General features: G+C 62.3%; 20 protein-coding genes. 10 read left to right on the forward strand and 10 right to left on the reverse strand.

The features are described from left to right. Positions 1–123: 123 nt before the first annotated feature. Positions 124–342 (reverse strand): hypothetical protein, encoded by a 219-nt coding sequence (locus FV242_RS27315; RefSeq protein ID WP_147941132.1) that lies wholly within the window; start codon positions 340–342, stop codon positions 124–126. Next, a complete protein-coding gene (locus FV242_RS27320) occupies positions 339–1,121 on the reverse strand; it encodes a Crp/Fnr family transcriptional regulator (protein ID WP_306440328.1) in 783 nt (260 codons plus the stop codon). Before FV242_RS27320 ends, FV242_RS27315 begins: the two co-directional genes overlap by 4 nt. Before the next feature lie 239 nt (positions 1,122–1,360). Between FV242_RS27320 and FV242_RS27325 the strand changes: the two genes are divergently transcribed. The 3 genes from FV242_RS27325 to FV242_RS27335 all read left to right on the forward strand — a co-directional run bounded on the left by FV242_RS27325 (position 1,361) and on the right by FV242_RS27335 (position 2,973). Then, the gene (locus FV242_RS27325; RefSeq protein WP_147941133.1) at positions 1,361–2,074 is read left to right on the forward strand and encodes a Crp/Fnr family transcriptional regulator; all 714 of its coding nucleotides are present in this window, start codon (positions 1,361–1,363) and stop codon (positions 2,072–2,074) included. After that, positions 2,074–2,328 carry a hypothetical protein gene (locus FV242_RS27330; protein WP_147941134.1) on the forward strand — a complete coding sequence of 85 codons (255 nt, stop codon included), beginning with the start codon at positions 2,074–2,076 and terminating at the stop codon, positions 2,326–2,328. Before FV242_RS27325 ends, FV242_RS27330 begins: the two co-directional genes overlap by 1 nt. A gap of 84 nt (positions 2,329–2,412) precedes the next feature. Beyond that, on the forward strand, positions 2,413–2,973 hold the full coding sequence (locus FV242_RS27335) for a chemotaxis protein CheB (RefSeq protein WP_147941135.1): 561 nt from the start codon (positions 2,413–2,415) through the stop codon (positions 2,971–2,973). A gap of 360 nt (positions 2,974–3,333) precedes the next feature. Here the strand turns inward: FV242_RS27335 and FV242_RS34835 are convergent, their stop codons facing one another. The 3 genes from FV242_RS34835 to FV242_RS27350 all read right to left on the reverse strand — a co-directional run bounded on the left by FV242_RS34835 (position 3,334) and on the right by FV242_RS27350 (position 5,626). After that, positions 3,334–3,501: a hypothetical protein gene (locus tag FV242_RS34835; RefSeq protein WP_187278587.1), complete on the reverse strand. Its 168-nt coding sequence runs from the start codon at positions 3,499–3,501 to the stop codon at positions 3,334–3,336. Between the two features lie 97 nt (positions 3,502–3,598). Beyond that, a complete protein-coding gene (locus FV242_RS27340; RefSeq protein WP_187278588.1) occupies positions 3,599–4,276 on the reverse strand; it encodes a DUF4142 domain-containing protein in 678 nt (225 codons plus the stop codon). Between the two features lie 1,107 nt (positions 4,277–5,383). Continuing rightward, positions 5,384–5,626 (reverse strand): hypothetical protein, encoded by a 243-nt coding sequence (locus FV242_RS27350; RefSeq protein WP_147941137.1) that lies wholly within the window; start codon positions 5,624–5,626, stop codon positions 5,384–5,386. A gap of 411 nt (positions 5,627–6,037) precedes the next feature. Here FV242_RS27350 and FV242_RS36160 point away from each other — a divergent pair, with 411 nt between their 5' ends. Both FV242_RS36160 and FV242_RS27360 read left to right on the forward strand, forming a co-directional pair. Beyond that, on the forward strand, positions 6,038–6,169 hold the full coding sequence (locus FV242_RS36160; RefSeq protein ID WP_281407108.1) for a hypothetical protein: 132 nt from the start codon (positions 6,038–6,040) through the stop codon (positions 6,167–6,169). 955 nt (positions 6,170–7,124) lie between these two features. Beyond that, positions 7,125–7,376, forward strand: a complete 252-nt coding sequence (locus FV242_RS27360; protein WP_147941139.1) for a hypothetical protein — start codon at positions 7,125–7,127, stop codon at positions 7,374–7,376. Positions 7,377–7,743: 367 nt separating this feature from the next. Here FV242_RS27360 and FV242_RS27370 read toward each other — a convergent pair whose 3' ends face one another. From FV242_RS27370 to FV242_RS27385, 4 genes are all read right to left on the reverse strand, one after another. Continuing rightward, the gene (locus tag FV242_RS27370) at positions 7,744–7,908 is read right to left on the reverse strand and encodes a Flp family type IVb pilin (RefSeq protein WP_147941140.1); all 165 of its coding nucleotides are present in this window, start codon (positions 7,906–7,908) and stop codon (positions 7,744–7,746) included. Positions 7,909–8,307: 399 nt separating this feature from the next. Further along, positions 8,308–8,529 carry a hypothetical protein gene (locus FV242_RS27375; RefSeq protein WP_147941141.1) on the reverse strand — a complete coding sequence of 74 codons (222 nt, stop codon included), beginning with the start codon at positions 8,527–8,529 and terminating at the stop codon, positions 8,308–8,310. A gap of 477 nt (positions 8,530–9,006) precedes the next feature. Further along, positions 9,007–9,396 carry a hypothetical protein gene (locus FV242_RS27380; RefSeq protein WP_147941142.1) on the reverse strand — a complete coding sequence of 130 codons (390 nt, stop codon included), beginning with the start codon at positions 9,394–9,396 and terminating at the stop codon, positions 9,007–9,009. 52 nt (positions 9,397–9,448) lie between these two features. Beyond that, entirely contained in the window at positions 9,449–9,628 is a 180-nt protein-coding gene (locus tag FV242_RS27385) for a hypothetical protein (protein WP_147941143.1), read from the reverse strand. Positions 9,629–9,788: 160 nt separating this feature from the next. Between FV242_RS27385 and FV242_RS27390 the strand changes: the two genes are divergently transcribed. The 5 genes from FV242_RS27390 to FV242_RS27410 all read left to right on the forward strand — a co-directional run bounded on the left by FV242_RS27390 (position 9,789) and on the right by FV242_RS27410 (position 15,087). Continuing rightward, positions 9,789–10,010, forward strand: a complete 222-nt coding sequence (locus FV242_RS27390; protein WP_147941144.1) for a hypothetical protein — start codon at positions 9,789–9,791, stop codon at positions 10,008–10,010. 579 nt (positions 10,011–10,589) lie between these two features. After that, a complete protein-coding gene (locus FV242_RS27395; RefSeq protein ID WP_306440329.1) occupies positions 10,590–11,258 on the forward strand; it encodes a helix-turn-helix domain-containing protein in 669 nt (222 codons plus the stop codon). A gap of 253 nt (positions 11,259–11,511) precedes the next feature. Then, positions 11,512–11,991, forward strand: a complete 480-nt coding sequence (locus FV242_RS27400; protein ID WP_147941145.1) for a PAS domain-containing protein — start codon at positions 11,512–11,514, stop codon at positions 11,989–11,991. Positions 11,992–12,223: 232 nt separating this feature from the next. After that, positions 12,224–13,708, forward strand: coding sequence for a PAS domain-containing methyl-accepting chemotaxis protein (locus FV242_RS27405; RefSeq protein WP_147941146.1), 1,485 nt, complete (start codon positions 12,224–12,226; stop codon positions 13,706–13,708). Between the two features lie 155 nt (positions 13,709–13,863). Then, complete coding sequence (locus FV242_RS27410) at positions 13,864–15,087, forward strand: EAL domain-containing protein (protein ID WP_147941147.1); 1,224 nt, start codon at positions 13,864–13,866, stop codon at positions 15,085–15,087. Between the two features lie 118 nt (positions 15,088–15,205). On the opposite strand, the gene FV242_RS27415 is transcribed toward FV242_RS27410, so the two are convergent. Next, positions 15,206–16,050: diguanylate cyclase (locus tag FV242_RS27415; RefSeq protein WP_147941148.1), on the reverse strand; the 845-nt coding region annotated here is incomplete at its 5' end.

Genomic DNA, 16,050 nt, shown 5'->3' on the forward strand with positions numbered 1-16,050 from the left:
TATCCGGACGCTGCAGCCGCAGCACCAGTTCGATCAACTCCTCGCGGCTCAGCCGCTCAAGATCGGTACGAACCATCCCACGAGGGAATCAGCGAAACCCAACCCGCGCAAGGGGGTGGGTAATTACCAGTCCTGTGCCTCGTCGAGATCAGAGAACGTGGGCCGAGTTGGGGTATCGACCCACCCGAAGCCTGCCTCCAAGAACCACATGCCGGCCATGTCTGCATGAAAATCTGAGAGCCTCACCAGTACCGCCGCGAGGAAGCCATTAGCGAAGACCAACTGCCCCTCGGTGTCGTAGCTACCCGTCGCGACTTGGACAGGCTGGAGGTGCAGGCTCATGCCGCCGCTTGATCTCCCAGGTGCAGGTAGTTGGGTCGGAACTCCGCCAGCGCCCGAAGACGGGGCAGGTCGAGGATCTTGAGCCGCCTGCTCCTCAGTTCAATCAGCCCCTGTTCCCGGAGTTCCTGGAGCGTGCGGTTCACATGAACGGGCGTCTGCCCCGTGGTGTCGGCCAGGTCTATTTGGGTAACCGGCAGTTCGTAGCTGTCGCCCGACGCCAGCCCGACCGCTCGCATACGCAGCAGCAGCTCGCAGAACAGGTGCGCCAGCCGCTCCGCGGCGGAACGGCGGCCTATGTTGACCAGCCACTCGCGCAAGGTTGCCTCGTCGACGAGCTGAGCCTTGCGCAACCCTCGGGCAATCTGCGGGTGGTTGGCCAGGAGGTCGGCCACCATCTCGGGCGTCAGGCGCACGACCTCGCAGGCTGATACGGCGGTGATGGTGTGATCCATCTCGCTCAGCAGGGCCACATCGAGGTCGCACAGGTCGCCCGGCACAAGGTAGGCCATGATCTGCCGGGTGCCGGTCGCCCGCAGCTTGTGGCGGAACGCCATGCCCTTCATCACCAGGAACACGCCGTCGGGAGCGTCGCCCTCGCGCACTAGGTCGGTACCGGGCACGACCTGGCGAGGCTCGGCACTGATCCGCGCCAGCGTGATCCGGTCCGCGTCCGATAGGGCCGTGAAGCCCTCCAGCTTGCGGATGAGCGGATTGTTCGCAGCGTCTGAACTGCACTCTGTCATGATATGGCCACCCCACACGCGAGCCAATTGGCTCACCGTATCAATCGTGTCTTCGGTTGGGGCTGCAACTAACAGTGATCAGGTCGTGCGCAAGTTAGTCACCGTCCCCGGTGCGATAACCAACTTCCGTAATTATGTCTGATACCATACGCAGCTCTCGGTAGCATTGCAGCTGCTGAGGCTCAGCATTAGGTGGCTCTCATCGTCTGCACACTGTTCGGGTCGCAAGCGGCTAGGAGACGCCACCGTGCTCTTACCCTCACGAGGGAAGAGCCGTGTCTCAACTCCAGCAGTCCCATACGCGTAATCGCCTCCTGAAGGCGCTGTCCGCTGATGATTTTGATCGGCTTGCCCCGCACCTGCAATTTGTAGAACTGCCCGTGCAGCAGTCGCTCATCGCACCCAATCAGCCGGTGAAGCACCTCCACTTCATCGAGAGCGGCATCGCCTCGATCACCGTCGAGGGGTCGATGGGCAAGGTCGAGGTCGGGATCGTCGGTCGCGAAGGCTTGACGGGTGCGATACCTGTGCTGACCTGTAGCGACCGCGTTCCGCACGACCAGTTCATGCAACTTCCCGGTGACGGACACCGCATCGGCGCGGATGCCCTGTACGAAGCTTTCGATACGAGCCGCTCGTTGCGTCGGCTTCTGCTGCGGTATGTCCAGGCGGAGTTCGTGCAGACGCGCCAGACGGCCTACGTCAACGCCACCTACAACATCGAGACCCGTCTCGCCCGCTGGCTGCTGATGTGCCACGACCGAGCGGACGGAGACGATCTGCGGGTCAAGCACGAGTTCCTGTCGATGATGCTCGGCGTGCAGCGCTCGGGCGTGACGCTGGCGTTGCAGAACTTGGAAAGCGGTCGCTGCATCCGGGCACGGCGCGGGCGCATCACGGTGCTCGATCGCGAACTTCTGGAGACGGTAGCCGATGGCAGCTACGGCGTCCCCGAGGCCGAGTACGCCCGGCTGATCGAGGGCGCCTGATGCCGCGCTACTTTCTCAACTTGCGCTATGGCCGGGGTAAGCTCGCGATCGATCCTGAAGGTGATGAGTTGCCCGACTTGGACGCGGCGAGGGAACGCGCGCTGGAGGCGGCACGGGATCTGATTGCACGGACGCGGACAAACATCGTGCGGGACTGGTTCACCTGCGCCTTCGAGATCATGGACGAGGCGGGGCATCCGGTACTCACGGTGCCGTTCAGCGACACGGTCGCTGAGCTAGCGGACGAGGACTGACCGCGCGATCCGCATCGGATCAGCTCAACGTCACTGCGCGATTGGCCGCGAACTGGAACCTTCCGCAGTGATTGTCACAGCGAAATGGGAGCCATCGTCGTTATCGCTGCCTCAGCCGGCGGCCTCGATCCCATCGTGCGGATCACCACTGCGCTGCCGCCTGGCTGCCGAGCGTCGGTGTTCATCGTCAGCCACATCGGTGCGAACCGCAGCTACCTGCCAGACATCCTCGCCTCGCGTGGTCATCTCCCGGCAGCGTTCGCGCAGCATGGCGAGGTGATCAAGCCCGGCCGCATCTACGTGGCGCAGCCGGACCATCACCTGCGGCTGCGCTTCGGCCTGATCCGCCTGGATCAAGGTCCGAAGGTCCACTTCACGCGCCCAGCCGCCGACCCCCTGTTCATCTCAGCGGCCGAAACCTACCGCGAGCGCGTCGTCGGGATTGTGCTCAGCGGCGGCGATAGTGATGGAGCCGAGGGCCTTCGCGCGATCAAGGCGCACGGTGGTCTCAGCTTGGTGCAGGAACCGGAGGAGGCCGCGATGCCTGACATGCCCATAGCGGCGTTGATGCGCGATCACCCACAGGATTGCCTGACAGCCGATCGGCTTGCCGAGCGTGTCGCGACGTACTGTGCTGGGCACTGAACCGGATCGCCTTGCTTACTTGCCCCGCCCTACGCCGCAAACTCCCAGACGGGCGGGTTTCAGTCTCGGCCAGGCATATCTCGGCGGGAGCGTCCGCGCTCGAACCTCACCCAGAGAGGCTAGACGCCTTGCGCCCGGTGGCTGGAGCTCATCGTCCCGCAGTACTCCACCCGCAGCGTGCCGTGGTCAGAGTGGACGTCAAATAGCTCCTTCGCCGTCCAGCAGAGCCGGTGCGCTTCATCCCCGAGCTGGATGATGAAATTCGGCTGCTTTCCCACATCGACGCTCAGCGCTCGGCGGCATGTTCGAAGGTCACTAGAGGGCCGCTATAGAAGTCGAGCTCACGGAGCGTGGCCTTGCTCAGCCGCCGCCGATGCCCGTTATGACCTTGCCCGTGCCCTTGCACTCCGGGCAGGTATCGCCGTCGATCTTGCCCGTGCCACTGCAGGCTGGGCACAGGTTCTCACCGGCCCCAGGCGTTCCCGGGGGTGCCTCGTCGCCGGGCTTGGTGGGATCTGTAGCGCCCATCGGTTCCTCCATTTGTGAGAGGAAACCGAGGGGCTCAGCTACCGTTCCTAAGCCGCTTCTATGTCAGACTGGAGAGAGCGGCCCGTTCTCGCGATGATCAGCCCTGCTGGCCGCCCATCCTGCCCTGCATCTGCGATAGCTGCGAGATATGCAGGTTGATCAGCGGCAACGCTCCCCGGGCGATGCGGCGCAGGCCCGGATCCTCGCCGGACTGGGCATAGGAGCCGTGAATGGCGAGCGCCTCCTGGTGACCCTGCAGGGAGTCGGCCACGAAAGTGGCGTCGTACTGCGGGCCCGGCGGCATGGCCGTGAGCTGAGACAGGATCTGCGCCTTCTGCGCGTCCGTCGTCATGCCGCTGGGCGGCGCAACGCCCAGCAGACCGCCGGTCACACCGCCCGCCACACCAGCGGCCGTGCCAACCGCAGCCCCCGCAACGGCAACTGGCGCAGCAACGAGACCGCCGATCAGGCCGCCAGGTCCAACCGGCGCAGCCGCCATCGGGGTGCCGCCGGTGTAGGCGCCGAGCTTGCGGGAGAGGTTAACCTGCTCAATTACCTCGGCCCGGGAGAATTTCTTGACCGCCGGATTCCTGGTCTTTTCGTGCGCGTCGCGGGCGGTGTTCTCCAAGAACATGCCGCCCGTGGTTGCCATCTGAAGATAAACGCTCGACGGGATCGCGCCGGCCGGGGTGACCTGGGCGACGGCAGTGCGGGTGATGGCAAGGGCTGCAGTAGCACCCAACATCGTTGTGAGGACTTCGCGGCGGTGTATCATAGGTTATCTCCCGGTCATTAGAGATGACAGCGAGGCGCTAAACGTCGCTGAGGTGCCATCCCGCGAACCGAATGGCCTAGTCTAAGTTTCCTGGTGTTCAGCGGATGGGACAAACCGCCACGCAACACGGAGGGTGTCGGGACGAGATCAACGGTTGCCGTCGCGGCAGTGCATCAGTCGCCGCCATCATCGGTCAGTGCGTCGTCGTAGGCGTCGAACAGTCAGGCGAGAAGGTTGGCGCCCACGTCGTCACTAAGATCGCCGATCAAGCTGCTCAGAAGCTTCTGGGGCACTGAGACCGCGCCTCGGCGAGCAGCGTGCGAGCGAACTGGTCCAGCGCATCACTGGGCAGCACCCGATCTCGATCGACAGGCATGACTGCATCCCTTCACCCGTGTGCCGGGCGCTCGGCCCCACCCCGATCTGCTCACGGGGCGAGGAAGCATCCGATCTCACCAGCGGTCGAGCCGATACGCAACGTGGCTCAAAATGCAGGATGAGGGCGCACCGTTAGCGTGCCGTTCTGGCGCCCACAGGTTGAACGTCCCGGGCCGGGACCGTGCACGAAAAGGCCCGCCCCGGTGTGAACCAGACAGATTTCTTCAGATCCAGACATTGAGGGGTATCGCGCGTTCGGATCCAACGGGATCGTACCGCGGCACTGGTCAAAGAAAGGCCCTCGATCGCTGCCCGCTATCTGATTGCCTCCGGGTGAGGCCTTGCCTCACCCTTGAAGTGCTGTGGGGTCAGTGGGCAGCCATCGTGGATGCGAAAGTGCGATAGCGACGTGCGCCTCATCGGCGTGTAGCCGCCCATGATCATTATCCGTCCGCCGCAGGCCGGGCAGCGTTTAACGGCGTCCCGGTGGCGGGCCTGAACCTCGTCGACCGGCATGGCCACCCACTTCCCGTCGGACAGGACTTCACAGGTGAAGGATGATGGCGCAGGCATAGCTAATCATGCTGCAGCAGCACCGTCGCCGCTAGGCCATCAAGGTCACACCGAAGGCCACTCAGCCCCGCCGCCCGATCTAATCACGGGCTGGCGGGGGAGGTCGTCTATCTCACCCGCGTCCGTGTAGGGTGCCGGGATCCGGTTAGCGCGCCCTCAGGCTGCCAGTGCGTCCTGAACCGGATCCTGCCGGATTGGTAGGAACGCGACCGGCGCTCTGGTCTGATCCCGCACGACCAATGTCCAGAGATCATCTGGCCGCTTAGCGGCGACTTCATCAGCCACTTCGAGTATCACATCGAGAGCATCGGCCAGCGCTTGTTTTAGATTAACTGCTTCGAAGCCGTTGTTATCTCGGACAGCTTCCTCGCCATTCTCAAAATCAAAGTAGAAGCGCATGGGATTTTGACCCTCTGCTCGAAGAGGCTGCCTCGCGCCCGATCTCGGCGCATAATGATATGTTAACAAATTTGGTTAACGAATTGTTAACCCGCCTATTGTCAGGCGCGCTTTGTGCATCGGATGAAAGCCAACTAGGCGAGGGCACAGCCTTGGCTACCGGCCCCCTCTTCCGCGACATCGTCCAAAATTATGGGCGACAGCTGTCAAGGGTTGGGTGACCCTTTGCATTCGGCAAATTTTTTTAGGGCCGTGGTGCCGAGCCAGGGCGGACGATGAAGCGGGTCGATGGCAGGGTGAGGCGAGCCCAGTTCATTCGAAATGCGAAACTCTGTACTCGTATTCTAACGCAGGTTGATGCGCAAGCTAAGATCAGCGAGATACCGTAGACCTTGCCCGAGAAATTTGAATATGCCGGACGAGATTGCCGCTGCAGAAGTTGCTGATATCGGTGCGGACGAGCGGTATCTGATGATGCTCGTCATAGGCTTGGTCAGGACCGAGTTCGCAACCTTGCTAGGTTTGTTGGCCCGGATGAGCTGACCCAATCAGCGAAGCAGGTCGAGCATCCAGGCCATTCCCAGCATCGTCGTAGCCCCTGTTACCAGGGCGGCTTCAACATAGCGGATAAGGCGTGCGTCAGGGCCGAACATTGATCCAGGTTAGAATGCTCCGGCGGCCTCGTCCATCGATCGGATTCAGGATTTGCCCGGTGCGGCGCCGCTGCCACAGCGCCGAAGTATCAGATCATCGCCCCGCCCAGATCACGACCTCGACCACTGATACCCCCTTCCCGGACATCGTGCAGAACCACGGGCGGCAGATGGTGAAGGCGGCGTAGGCCAGCCGCTGGTGATCCGTTCAAGCACGCGGTGCTGAGTCGCGGGTCGCCGGAAGCGGTGAACTACCGCCTGTTTCACGACTTCATAACGGCCGATGCGATCCTTCCTGCGCTGAGGCAAGGAGGAACTTCATGCGTATGTTTGTTCTCGCCGCGCTTGCTGGTTGTGGCTTCGCCGGCCTGATCCTTCCCGCCTCAGCGGTGCCAGCTGGCCCTGGAGCCGGTGTCTCCTCGCCGTCCGATATGCTCACCAATGTGCGGATGAGACGTCATCGTATGCACCGACGCTCGATGATGCGGACGCAGCGGAAGTACCCCGGTGCCAGCTTCGTCCGGAACACCACCCGCGGCGCGCCAGCCGGCAGCAGCGGCGGTAACGGGACGACTGGCAGCTACGCCGCGCCAAGCGGAAAGTAATTTTCGCTTTTTAGATTATTTAGTCTGTCTGATCTGTCATAAGGGCGGCCTATCCTGTGCTCGAAACTCTGGTAGGATCGCTGTAGGCGCTTGGCGTAACGCACCGAACGACCCTGACCTTGGCCCGCCCGGTTCGCCGGCGCGGGCTTTTTCGTGGCTAGGGCTATTCTAACCGAAAAACGAACCTCCGTCGGCGGATCGTGTTTCCGTCGTAGGGGGAGCTCGATCACGGAGGCGTGAGTGTCACGCTATTTCATCAGCACGGCCAACGGCGTCGAGGTTCAGGACGACGAAGGCGTAGAGCTATTGAACCACGATGCGCTGCGCACGATGCTCCATCAGTCGCTTACTGAGATCCTCCGGGACGAGGGCGATGCTCACGGCGTTGAGGAATATACCGCAAAGGCCTTTGTCGAGGATGGCCGCCTCGTGATGCAGGCGCGGGCCACGTTCTCTGTCACGGAAAGCAGCAGGGTTCAGCTGAAGACCTAAATCACTCAGCAGTCGGCTAGGGTGATGCAGGGCCGTAGCGTTCCTCTAACTCAGCTCGCCCAGTATCGGTGATTTGATACTCGATGCTGCCCAAAACCAAGTCAGTTCGTCCGGTCGCGTCGTTTAGCTGGAGCACCTCCAGCCGCCGTAGGTAGGCGGTTACTTTGTAGAAGCGCGGCCCGTCCGCGGACAGCAGGCGGAGCTGATACAGGCTCATAGGCGGAAGCTTGTGCATCGGTCCCTGAATGCCTGCGAATTGCCAGCCGACGGCACGGCTGGCGAACAAGCTGAACTGCCCCCTTGAAGCGTCGTTCCCAGACCGCACTCGGTTAGGGTCGAGAGAGCGGACCTATCCGCGGGACTCGGCTCAATTCAGGTTGCCGGCAATGGCGCTGAACTTGGCACCGAGCCGGGAACCCACGAGCCTGAGTGAGCCGATGATGACGACGGCGATCAGGGCGGCGATCATGCCGTACTCGATAGCGGTGGCGCCGGTCTCATCGTGGGCGAACCGCTGTAGCAGCTGAGGCATCACAGGGATCCTGCGCCGGTCAGGGCTCACGACCCCGTGATACCGTTGGCGTATTTACGGTCTGTGAAGAACCCTTCCTCGATCCCCGCCAATCCGCATCTGAGCGGGTCAACCATCACCAGCGATAAAGGCGAGGGCCTTTCATGGACTGGGCTTTGCCCTTGGCGTCCGCTCGTTGTTGAGACCGCGAGCCAACTTGCGGTGCGCTCCTAACGGGGTGCGTCGCACCTTTCGCCAAACGTCCTGAACCTCCGGGGCGGCGGGGGCGGCGGGGGCGAAGGCGGATAGGGGATAAGGGATAAGGGACTAATCGGTAGTCCGCACCGTTCACATTTCCGAGTTAATCGTCGAAAACAATCTGAAATTCCGCGAAATCAAAATTGGTATCAATGAACGATGTTATTTTTTTATTGGGAGGCGGCCGACTATCATGCGATTTGCATTTCGAACAACTAATACCCATTTTTTTTCGGCAAGGCTGCTTTCTAATTCATCATAAACTTCGCTAATGACACTGCGTGCTTCATCGATCGCTTCCTTCAACCCAGACACTTCTACACCTTCCTCATCGCGAATTGTCTCCAAGCCGTTCTCGATGTCGAAGTAGAAGCGTTCAGTCAATTAGGCCTCCTGCCAGTTGTTACCCCCTCAAGGGCTAGATGCGGGAAACTACGTAGATCGGCTGGCTCAGAAGCATTCAGAAACGCGGATAAACCTTAATATTTCTCGAACATGAAATCGCTCAGAGAGTGCCAATTATGTCGAGACTTGAGCTGAGCGGTCGATTACAGATGTCGGCGACCGCCCTTCGAACAAAGGCCTTAAGGCCTGCCACGATGGCGCTCCTTGATGGGGGCATAAGCCATGTCGACATGTGACAAACCAGAAGATTTAAACGTCACGGGCAAAGAAACAGAAGACAAGCACAGATTGCGAACTCATATTCGGCGGGTTCTTATGGGCATTAAGAAGCCTTCATTATCCGAGAAGCCGTCTGTTTGAGGCGGGCGTAGAAATACGCCTTTCGGTGATAGCCGTCCGGCTATTTCCGGTCGTCGTTATCTTTTTGGCGTAGCGAGCCGTTGGGAAGTGGCAGCCTCACAGACAGCCAGCCCGCTTCAGGGCGCCAATCATTTTACGGCCGACACGGAAGCCGTTCAGCACCTCAGAGCCGAGGAGCTGAACGCGTTCGTCATCGCCGTTTCGCATGTAGAGGAAGAGCCGGTAGCCCGTTGAGGCGCCGGTCTCATCGATCGCATTCACCTGTCCACAGAACTCTTCCTCCTGCGCTACCTCGGTGGTGATGCGCCGGATGTTACGGAACCGGGTGAGCAACGGGAGTGGGAACTGCGTTGCGACCCGGATGCGGACCCTGGTCTCTGACGTGAGGAAGTGATTGGAGAGGACTTCGTCAGCCAGATCTTGGCTGAAGGCTGGGTGTGGGATGAGCATCAAGCTCATGAGAACGCCGCCCAGCGCTTCTCTCATTTCAAATAGCCCTTCGCCTCAGTGCGCTTCATGATCTGCGTTCGCCCTCTCCTCAGGATCCGGCGCTCTCGCGAGCGAGCCGCTGCTGCCTGAGCTTCGCCGTCCGCACTTCGACGACCCGACGCTCCGCTTCGATCTCCTCGCGGACCTCGGCAGAGGTCGACTCGCGGGTCTCTGCCTTCATTCGCGAGCTTGTGCGATCGATGTGGCGGGAAGCCTGGAAATGGGACATGCACCCTCTCAAGAGCCGACGTTGCCGAGATAGGGCAACCATCCGAGCCGTCACCACCGCGTCGGCAGCTCCTCAACGATGCGGCGGGCCTCAGGATCGCTCACGCCTACCTCAGAGCGGCAACTGCGCTGCCGGCGAGAACTACCGCGCCGAGGACGAGATGAAGGCCTTCGGCCTGGATTCGGCCGCGACCTCGCGCCCGCAGTGGTTCCTGCGCGAGCGGGCGCTGACGGAGGCGCAGTCCGCGGCTCTGGATGCGGTATGGCGCACCACACCGACGACACGGGCCGGCCGCCTCGCCCTCATCGACTACGCTCGGTTTCAGACCGCGCTCTACGACGGTAACGAGATTGACCCCGACTGCCCGGGCTACCTGTTCTGAGAGATCATGGGCGCCATCGCCGCCGCGTTCGAGGCGGGCTGCGCTCCGGCGGACGACAGCGCCGCGCACGACCTGTTTGGCTGCGACCTCGCTCAGTTCGCCCGCCCCTGCGAGACCTGAGAGGGCGTGTTCCACCATCTCACCGGCGCCGGCGCGATCCCGTGCTTCACCGCCGATCGGCGCAGCGGCTTCTGCGCTGTGACGCGGGCGACGAGCTCGGATCGGATCATATCGGCATAGACACGCAGCTCGACGGCTGCGGCAAGATCGGGCGCTGACGATCCACCCCGCAACGTTGACTTAACCGTGCCTGCCGGTCGACATGGACCGTTCCGGCCGGGCCCGCCTTGGCGAGTCGAGAGCCGGCAATTCAGGAGACCGTCGCCGCAAGATAGACCCTGAAAAGCCAAAGTCCCCACCCCTGGCAGGGCGAGGACTTCGAAAACCTGGGGCTGTGAGGCCCGGGTTGCTGCCCCTCACAAGCCATGAGACCCCCCGGGGTGCCAAGACGGAACCTGTTTCCGTCAACGGGAAGGCTTTGCCTGGACCCTAGCCGCGGCCCGTGAGGGACCGGGTTTGATGAACTATGCAGATGAGATCCGCCGACAGGCGGAGGCGGCCTTGTGCGCCGCATTGCCGGCCGTCACGGCTGCGCTCTGGCGCGCCTATAGCGATGGGAAGGTCACGGAAGCGGAGGCCGAGGCTCTATCTGGCCTGATCGAGGCGCGACGGACCAAAAGCGGAATCGTTTCGCATTCGCAGACGACGAACATCGTGCAGGATCGCCAGAGCAGCCCCAGGAGGCCCGGCGTCGGCTCTCGGCCACGCACGGACGCCTCGATGGAGCGCCGCCGCCGCTGGGCTGCCTCCGGCCGTCTGCCGCCCGGACTTGCCACGAGGTTCACGCTGGCCGAACAGGCGGTCCTCGCCCTCGTGGCAGCCGAGGTCGTTCGTCGGAAGGATTGCCGACTGTCGGTGCCGAACCTCGCCGCATTCACAGGCGTGGCCGAGACCACCGTGCGCAACGCGATCCGCGAGGCCCGGAAGCTCGGGCTGCTGACGGTCGAGGAGCGTCAGATCACCGGCTTCCGCAACGACACCAACATCGTCCGCATCGTCTCGCCCGAGTGGACCGCTTGGCTGCGGCTGGCGCGAACGCGCGACCCACTGACCACACTTAGATCGACGGCCTCCGCCGCGCCGACACGGGGGGCAAATCCGCGAACCGCACGCCTACTAAAGTTCTAGTCCTGTCAGAATCGGGGAAAACGGAACCAAAAAGGGCTGCCGACAAGCGGCGGGCGACCTTGACCGATCAGGCCAGACGAGAATCTGGGCGGGTGGTGGCACGGACTGAGCTATGCGGTGAGGGTCTGCAGCTGGACGGTATGACGAACGACGGCACGTCGATCCGCTCAACTCAGCAGTGCGCAGCTCGCTCGACGGTCATGCGTCCGAAGGCGCTCTTTCACGCCGCGCATACCTGTAGCGTTGTCTCACAATGACAGCCTTTGAACTGCTACGCGCTCTGGCCCACGATGCGGACGTCGCGATCCTCATCACGGACGCGATGATCGAGCGCCCGGGCCCCACGATCCTGTACGCCAACCTCGCTTTCGGGCGCTTGGTTGGCCGGGATCCGAACGACGTCGTTGGGCAGAGCCCGCGCTTTATGCAGGGCAAGGAGACGCGTCGGGAGACCCTCGATACCTTTCATCGCGCACTCGCTGGTGGCGAGCGCTTCCACGGTTACCTCACCAACTACCGCGCCGACGGCACCAAGTACCGCGCCGAGATCGACTGCCGCCCTTTGCGCGCCGCTGACGGGCAGATCGAGAACTTCGTCTCGTTTGAGCGGGAGGTGCTCCGCCGCATCGGCCGGCCGGCCGGTAGCGCAGCTGGTCGCTATGAGCCCACCCACGAAAGCAAGGATTTGTTAATCGGGGCGTTGCGTGCGCTGGCCGTTTTTCAACACGTTTAAGTTGTCTATCTCGTCGGTCATGTCTGCTTGTCGATCGATATTCCGTGATAGAATATGTTATTTTAGATCGGCAATAAGCGAATTTAGGAAATTTAATGGATAAGTAACTTCTTCCCTGCAGTCTATCTTTGCTTGGTGATCCCTCAGGAGCACGTGCCAGCAGTATACGCTGCTCGCGCCAACCTCTCGATCAGCTGGCGAGCAGCCTCAACGCTTTCAGGATTTGACGGCCATGTTCGGTGGAATGCGGACGCATGCGGATCTGGCTGCCAAACTCGATGCCTTGGACCGCTCGCAGGCGGTCATCGAGTTCAAGCCCGACGGCACCATCCTCACTGCCAACGCTAATTTCCTGACCGCGATGGGCTATACGCTGTCCGAGGTGCAGGGTCGGCCGCATGGGATGTTCGTCGAGCCCGCGTACCGCGACGATCCCGCGTACCGCGCTTTCTGGGACGCGCTGCGCCAGGGTAGGTTCCAATCCGCCGAGTTCAAGCGCATCGCCAAGGGCGGCCGGACTGTCTGGATCCAGGCGAGCTACAACCCGGTGCTCGATCGCGCCGGCCGCGTCGTAAAGGTGGTCAAGTTCGCAGCTGACATCACCACACAGAAGATCCGCATGCTCGATCTCGACGGCCAGATCGCTGCCTTGCATCGGTCGCAGGCGGTGATCGCTTTTGATCCCTCCGGTACGATCCTTGAAGCCAACCAGAATTTTCTTGATGCCGTAGGATACCGGCTCGACGAGGTCGTGGGTCGCCACCACAGCTTGTTCGTCGATGCCGCCGAGCATGCTAGTGCGACCTATCGCGGGTTTTGGGATCGGCTCGGACGCGGCGAGTTCGTGTCGGGCGAGTTCAAGCGCCTCGCGAAGGGTGGCCGTGAGACCTGGATGCAGGCGACCTACAACCCGATCACCGACGCGGACGGGACGGTGCTGAAGGTGGTGAAATTCGCCGCCGACATCACCGTTCAGGTACACGAGCGAGAGCGCCGCGCCGGGGCGCAGCGGGCGATCGGCATCGACCTCGATGCGATCGGCAATGCGGTCGAGGATGTTACCCGGCAGACCGCGGAGGCCGCAAGCACCGTCGGCCAGGTGTCGAACGATATCCAGTGTGTCGCCTCGGGGGCGGAGGAGCTCTCAGCCTCGGTCGGCGAGATCAGCCAGCAGGTCAGTCACGCCGCACGGATGGCGGGCGAAGCAGTCGAGCAGGCTCGGCATACGGGGAGCATCGTGGCGGGGCTCAGCGGACAGGCAGCGCAGATCGGCGACGTCGTGACCATGATCCAGGGGATCGCCTCGCAGACCAACCTACTCGCCCTCAACGCGACGATCGAGGCAGCACGTGCAGGGGCGGCGGGCAAAGGTTTCGCTGTCGTCGCCTCCGAGGTGAAAGCCCTGGCCGAGCAGACCGCCAAGGCGACGGATCAGATCCGCGGGCAGATCGCGGCGACGCAGGCAGCAACCCAAGAAGCAGTCGAGGCGATCGGCTCGATCCGGGGCACGATCAGCAAGTTGGATGAGGTCTCGGCGGCGATCGCTGCGGCGGTCGAGGAGCAGTCGGCGGTGACGCGCGAGATGTCAGGCAGCATGCATACAGCCGCGCAAGGGGTGACGACGATCGCTGGCGGCATGGAGGCGATCGCTCGGGCGAGCGAACAGGTCGATCGAGCCACTCGTCAGGTGCGCAATGTGGCCCATGGCGTAGGTTGAGCGTGTGCTCACTTCACTGAACCGCAGCGCCGAAAATATGCCCGCCACCGCACCGAAGGCGTGAGCGCGTTTACCGCCGATCTCGGCTTCCCGCTTACGAGTTCGCTGAACTGACACCGTTGGTCCGTGCTGTTCGTGTCTCAGGAGGATTGCGAATGACCTGTCCATCAGTCGGCTTGGAGGCTGTCACCACGAGTGCGGCTTTAGGCGAAGATATTATCCAAGACGCGTTGGTGGCGATCCGCAACCACTTCGGCATGGAGGTCGCCTACTTCTCCGAGTTCAGCGAAGGCAGGTCCATCTTCCGTCGGGTCGATGCTCCTGGCTTGGAGCACCTTATCAAGGTCGGTGACTCGCACTCCCTCGACGACGTGTACTGCAACCACATCCTTGAGGGTCGCCTGCCTGAGCTGATCCCAGATACTTCGCTGGTGCCACTGGCGTGGGGCATGCCGATCACTGCCGCCGTGCCGATCGGGTCTCATGTCAGCATGCCGATCCGGCTGCTCGACGGCACCCCGTTCGGGATGTTCTGCTGCCTGAGCCCACGGCCAATCCCATCGCTGAATGAGCGGGATCTGGCCACGATGCGCGTTTTCGCTAGCTTGGCGGCCAAGCAGGTCAATGCCGGCCTGACGCAGCGGCGGAACGCTCAGCAGATCCATACCGCGATCTCAGCCATCATCGCGGCTGAGGACTACGACATCGTTTTCCAGCCGATCATCGACCTGCACAGCATGGATGTGATCAGCTGCGAGGCGCTCTGCCGCTTCAGGGCATCGCCGTACAGATCGCCGGATAAGTGGTTCAAGGATGCGTCAGAGGTCGGCCTTGGGATCGAGCTTGAACTGGCGGTTCTGAAGACCACCCTCGCCAACTTCTCGCGGCTGCCAGCTTCTCTATCGCTGTCGATCAACGCCTCACCTGAGACGGTGATGAGCGGCCGGCTCTCGGATCTCATACCGCCGGCCTATGCCCGCCGAACGATCGTCGAGATCACCGAGCATGCGCTGGTGTCGAACTACGTCGATCTCCACGCGCAGCTCGCGCCGTTGAAGCAGCGCGGCGTCCAGATCGCAGTTGACGACGCCGGGGCGGGCTATTCAGGCCTTCAGCACATCGTGCAACTGGGGCCTGATATCATCAAGATGGACATGAGTTTGACGCGAGCGGTCGACACGGATCCGGCCCGGCGAGCTTTGGTCCGTGCCATGGTCTTCTACGCGCGTGAGGTAGGCTCATGCGTAGTGGCTGAAGGCATCGAGACAGCCTCGGAACTGAGCACTCTCAAAGCGCTCGGGACGGACAGAGGACAAGGCTATTTCCTCGGCAAGCCCGGTACGCTCTCAGCCCTTCACAACGCTCGCGACCACTTGTAGTCGTCGGGTCAGCGTATTGGCAGGTCATGCGCTGTGAGGGCACCGGCGTGAGACGTTTTCAGCGCCATCTGCTGTCTGCGATGCGATCCATACAAGCCTAAGGATGGCTTTGCCTCCGTCAGGTTACAGCCAACTTGACGACAGCGGTCTGCGCAGCGGCTGTGGCATCCTTTGATCTCGCGCAGCGTGTCTGGTTGCGACCGCCTTCCTTGGCCTCGTACAGGGCACCGTCCGCGAGGCGGTAGAGTTCCGTCGGCACGGTGATCGCTGCTCCATCGAGCATACCACTTGCCAGCCCGATGCTCACCGTCACTGAACCAGCGCCGATGCGAGCCGACCCTATGGCCAGGGTTGATGTCTCGGCGTGAACCTTCTCCGCGATGCGCAGGGCACCTGCCTGATCAGTGTCCGGTAGGAGGATGGTGAATTCCTCACCACCCACCCGGCAGACGAGATCGTGGGGGCGATGAACGCTGGCCGACAGGCGGCGTGCTAAGCCTTGCAGCACCTCGTCGCCGACCTGATGGCCGTAGCGGTCGTTGAAGCGCTTGAAGTGGTCTGCATCGACGATCAGGAGGGAGAGCGGCTTACCCGAGCGTTTTGCGTCGTCTACCGCCCGGGTGAAGGCGTCCTCGAACGCGCGGCGGTTCGGCAGGCCTGTCAGGACGTCCGTCAGAGACAGCTTGGCGAGTTCGGCCTGCATCGCCGATCGGTGGCGTAGTTCACGCCCGAACAGGAGCGACATCGCAACGGTCAGCCCACACAGCGCTAGCACGATGACGCTGATCACAAGCGCCTTCTGACGCCACTCGGCCTCGATCTCTCTCGTGGCGAGGGCCACGTTGAGGATCATCGGCAGATCTCCCACCTGCATAAAGGTGTAGAACCGCTCTACGCCGTCACGCGCCGATGGACCGACGAAGCTGCCGCTGCGGCTGCCCGCGAACCGCGCGAAGTTCGGGC

The sequence above is a fragment of the Methylobacterium sp. WL64 genome (assembly GCF_008039945.1).
In the GTDB taxonomy this organism is placed as follows: domain Bacteria; phylum Pseudomonadota; class Alphaproteobacteria; order Rhizobiales; family Beijerinckiaceae; genus Methylobacterium.

What these genes read in the sequence shown, in the direction of transcription:
- FV242_RS27370 (WP_147941140.1), bottom strand. Translation starts at nt 7,908, where the DNA reads ATGCCTCAGCTGCTACAGCGGTTCGCCCACGATGAGACCGGCGCCACC.
- FV242_RS27380 (WP_147941142.1), bottom strand. Translation starts at nt 9,396, where the DNA reads ATGAGAGAAGCGCTGGGCGGCGTTCTCATGAGCTTGATGCTCATCCCA.
- FV242_RS27330 (WP_147941134.1), top strand. Translation starts at nt 2,074, where the DNA reads ATGCCGCGCTACTTTCTCAACTTGCGCTATGGCCGGGGTAAGCTCGCG.
- FV242_RS27390 (WP_147941144.1), top strand. Translation starts at nt 9,789, where the DNA reads ATGAAGGCCTTCGGCCTGGATTCGGCCGCGACCTCGCGCCCGCAGTGG.
- FV242_RS34835 (WP_187278587.1), bottom strand. Translation starts at nt 3,501, where the DNA reads ATGGGCGCTACAGATCCCACCAAGCCCGGCGACGAGGCACCCCCGGGA.
- FV242_RS27385 (WP_147941143.1), bottom strand. Translation starts at nt 9,628, where the DNA reads ATGTCCCATTTCCAGGCTTCCCGCCACATCGATCGCACAAGCTCGCGA.
- FV242_RS27400 (WP_147941145.1), top strand. Translation starts at nt 11,512, where the DNA reads ATGACAGCCTTTGAACTGCTACGCGCTCTGGCCCACGATGCGGACGTC.
- FV242_RS27335 (WP_147941135.1), top strand. Translation starts at nt 2,413, where the DNA reads ATGGGAGCCATCGTCGTTATCGCTGCCTCAGCCGGCGGCCTCGATCCC.
- FV242_RS27410 (WP_147941147.1), top strand. Translation starts at nt 13,864, where the DNA reads ATGACCTGTCCATCAGTCGGCTTGGAGGCTGTCACCACGAGTGCGGCT.
- FV242_RS27340 (WP_187278588.1), bottom strand. Translation starts at nt 4,276, where the DNA reads ATGATACACCGCCGCGAAGTCCTCACAACGATGTTGGGTGCTACTGCA.
- FV242_RS27350 (WP_147941137.1), bottom strand. Translation starts at nt 5,626, where the DNA reads ATGCGCTTCTACTTTGATTTTGAGAATGGCGAGGAAGCTGTCCGAGAT.
- FV242_RS27315 (WP_147941132.1), bottom strand. Translation starts at nt 342, where the DNA reads ATGAGCCTGCACCTCCAGCCTGTCCAAGTCGCGACGGGTAGCTACGAC.
- FV242_RS27405 (WP_147941146.1), top strand. Translation starts at nt 12,224, where the DNA reads ATGTTCGGTGGAATGCGGACGCATGCGGATCTGGCTGCCAAACTCGAT.
- FV242_RS27395 (WP_306440329.1), top strand. Translation starts at nt 10,590, where the DNA reads ATGAACTATGCAGATGAGATCCGCCGACAGGCGGAGGCGGCCTTGTGC.
- FV242_RS36160 (WP_281407108.1), top strand. Translation starts at nt 6,038, where the DNA reads ATGCCGGACGAGATTGCCGCTGCAGAAGTTGCTGATATCGGTGCGGAC.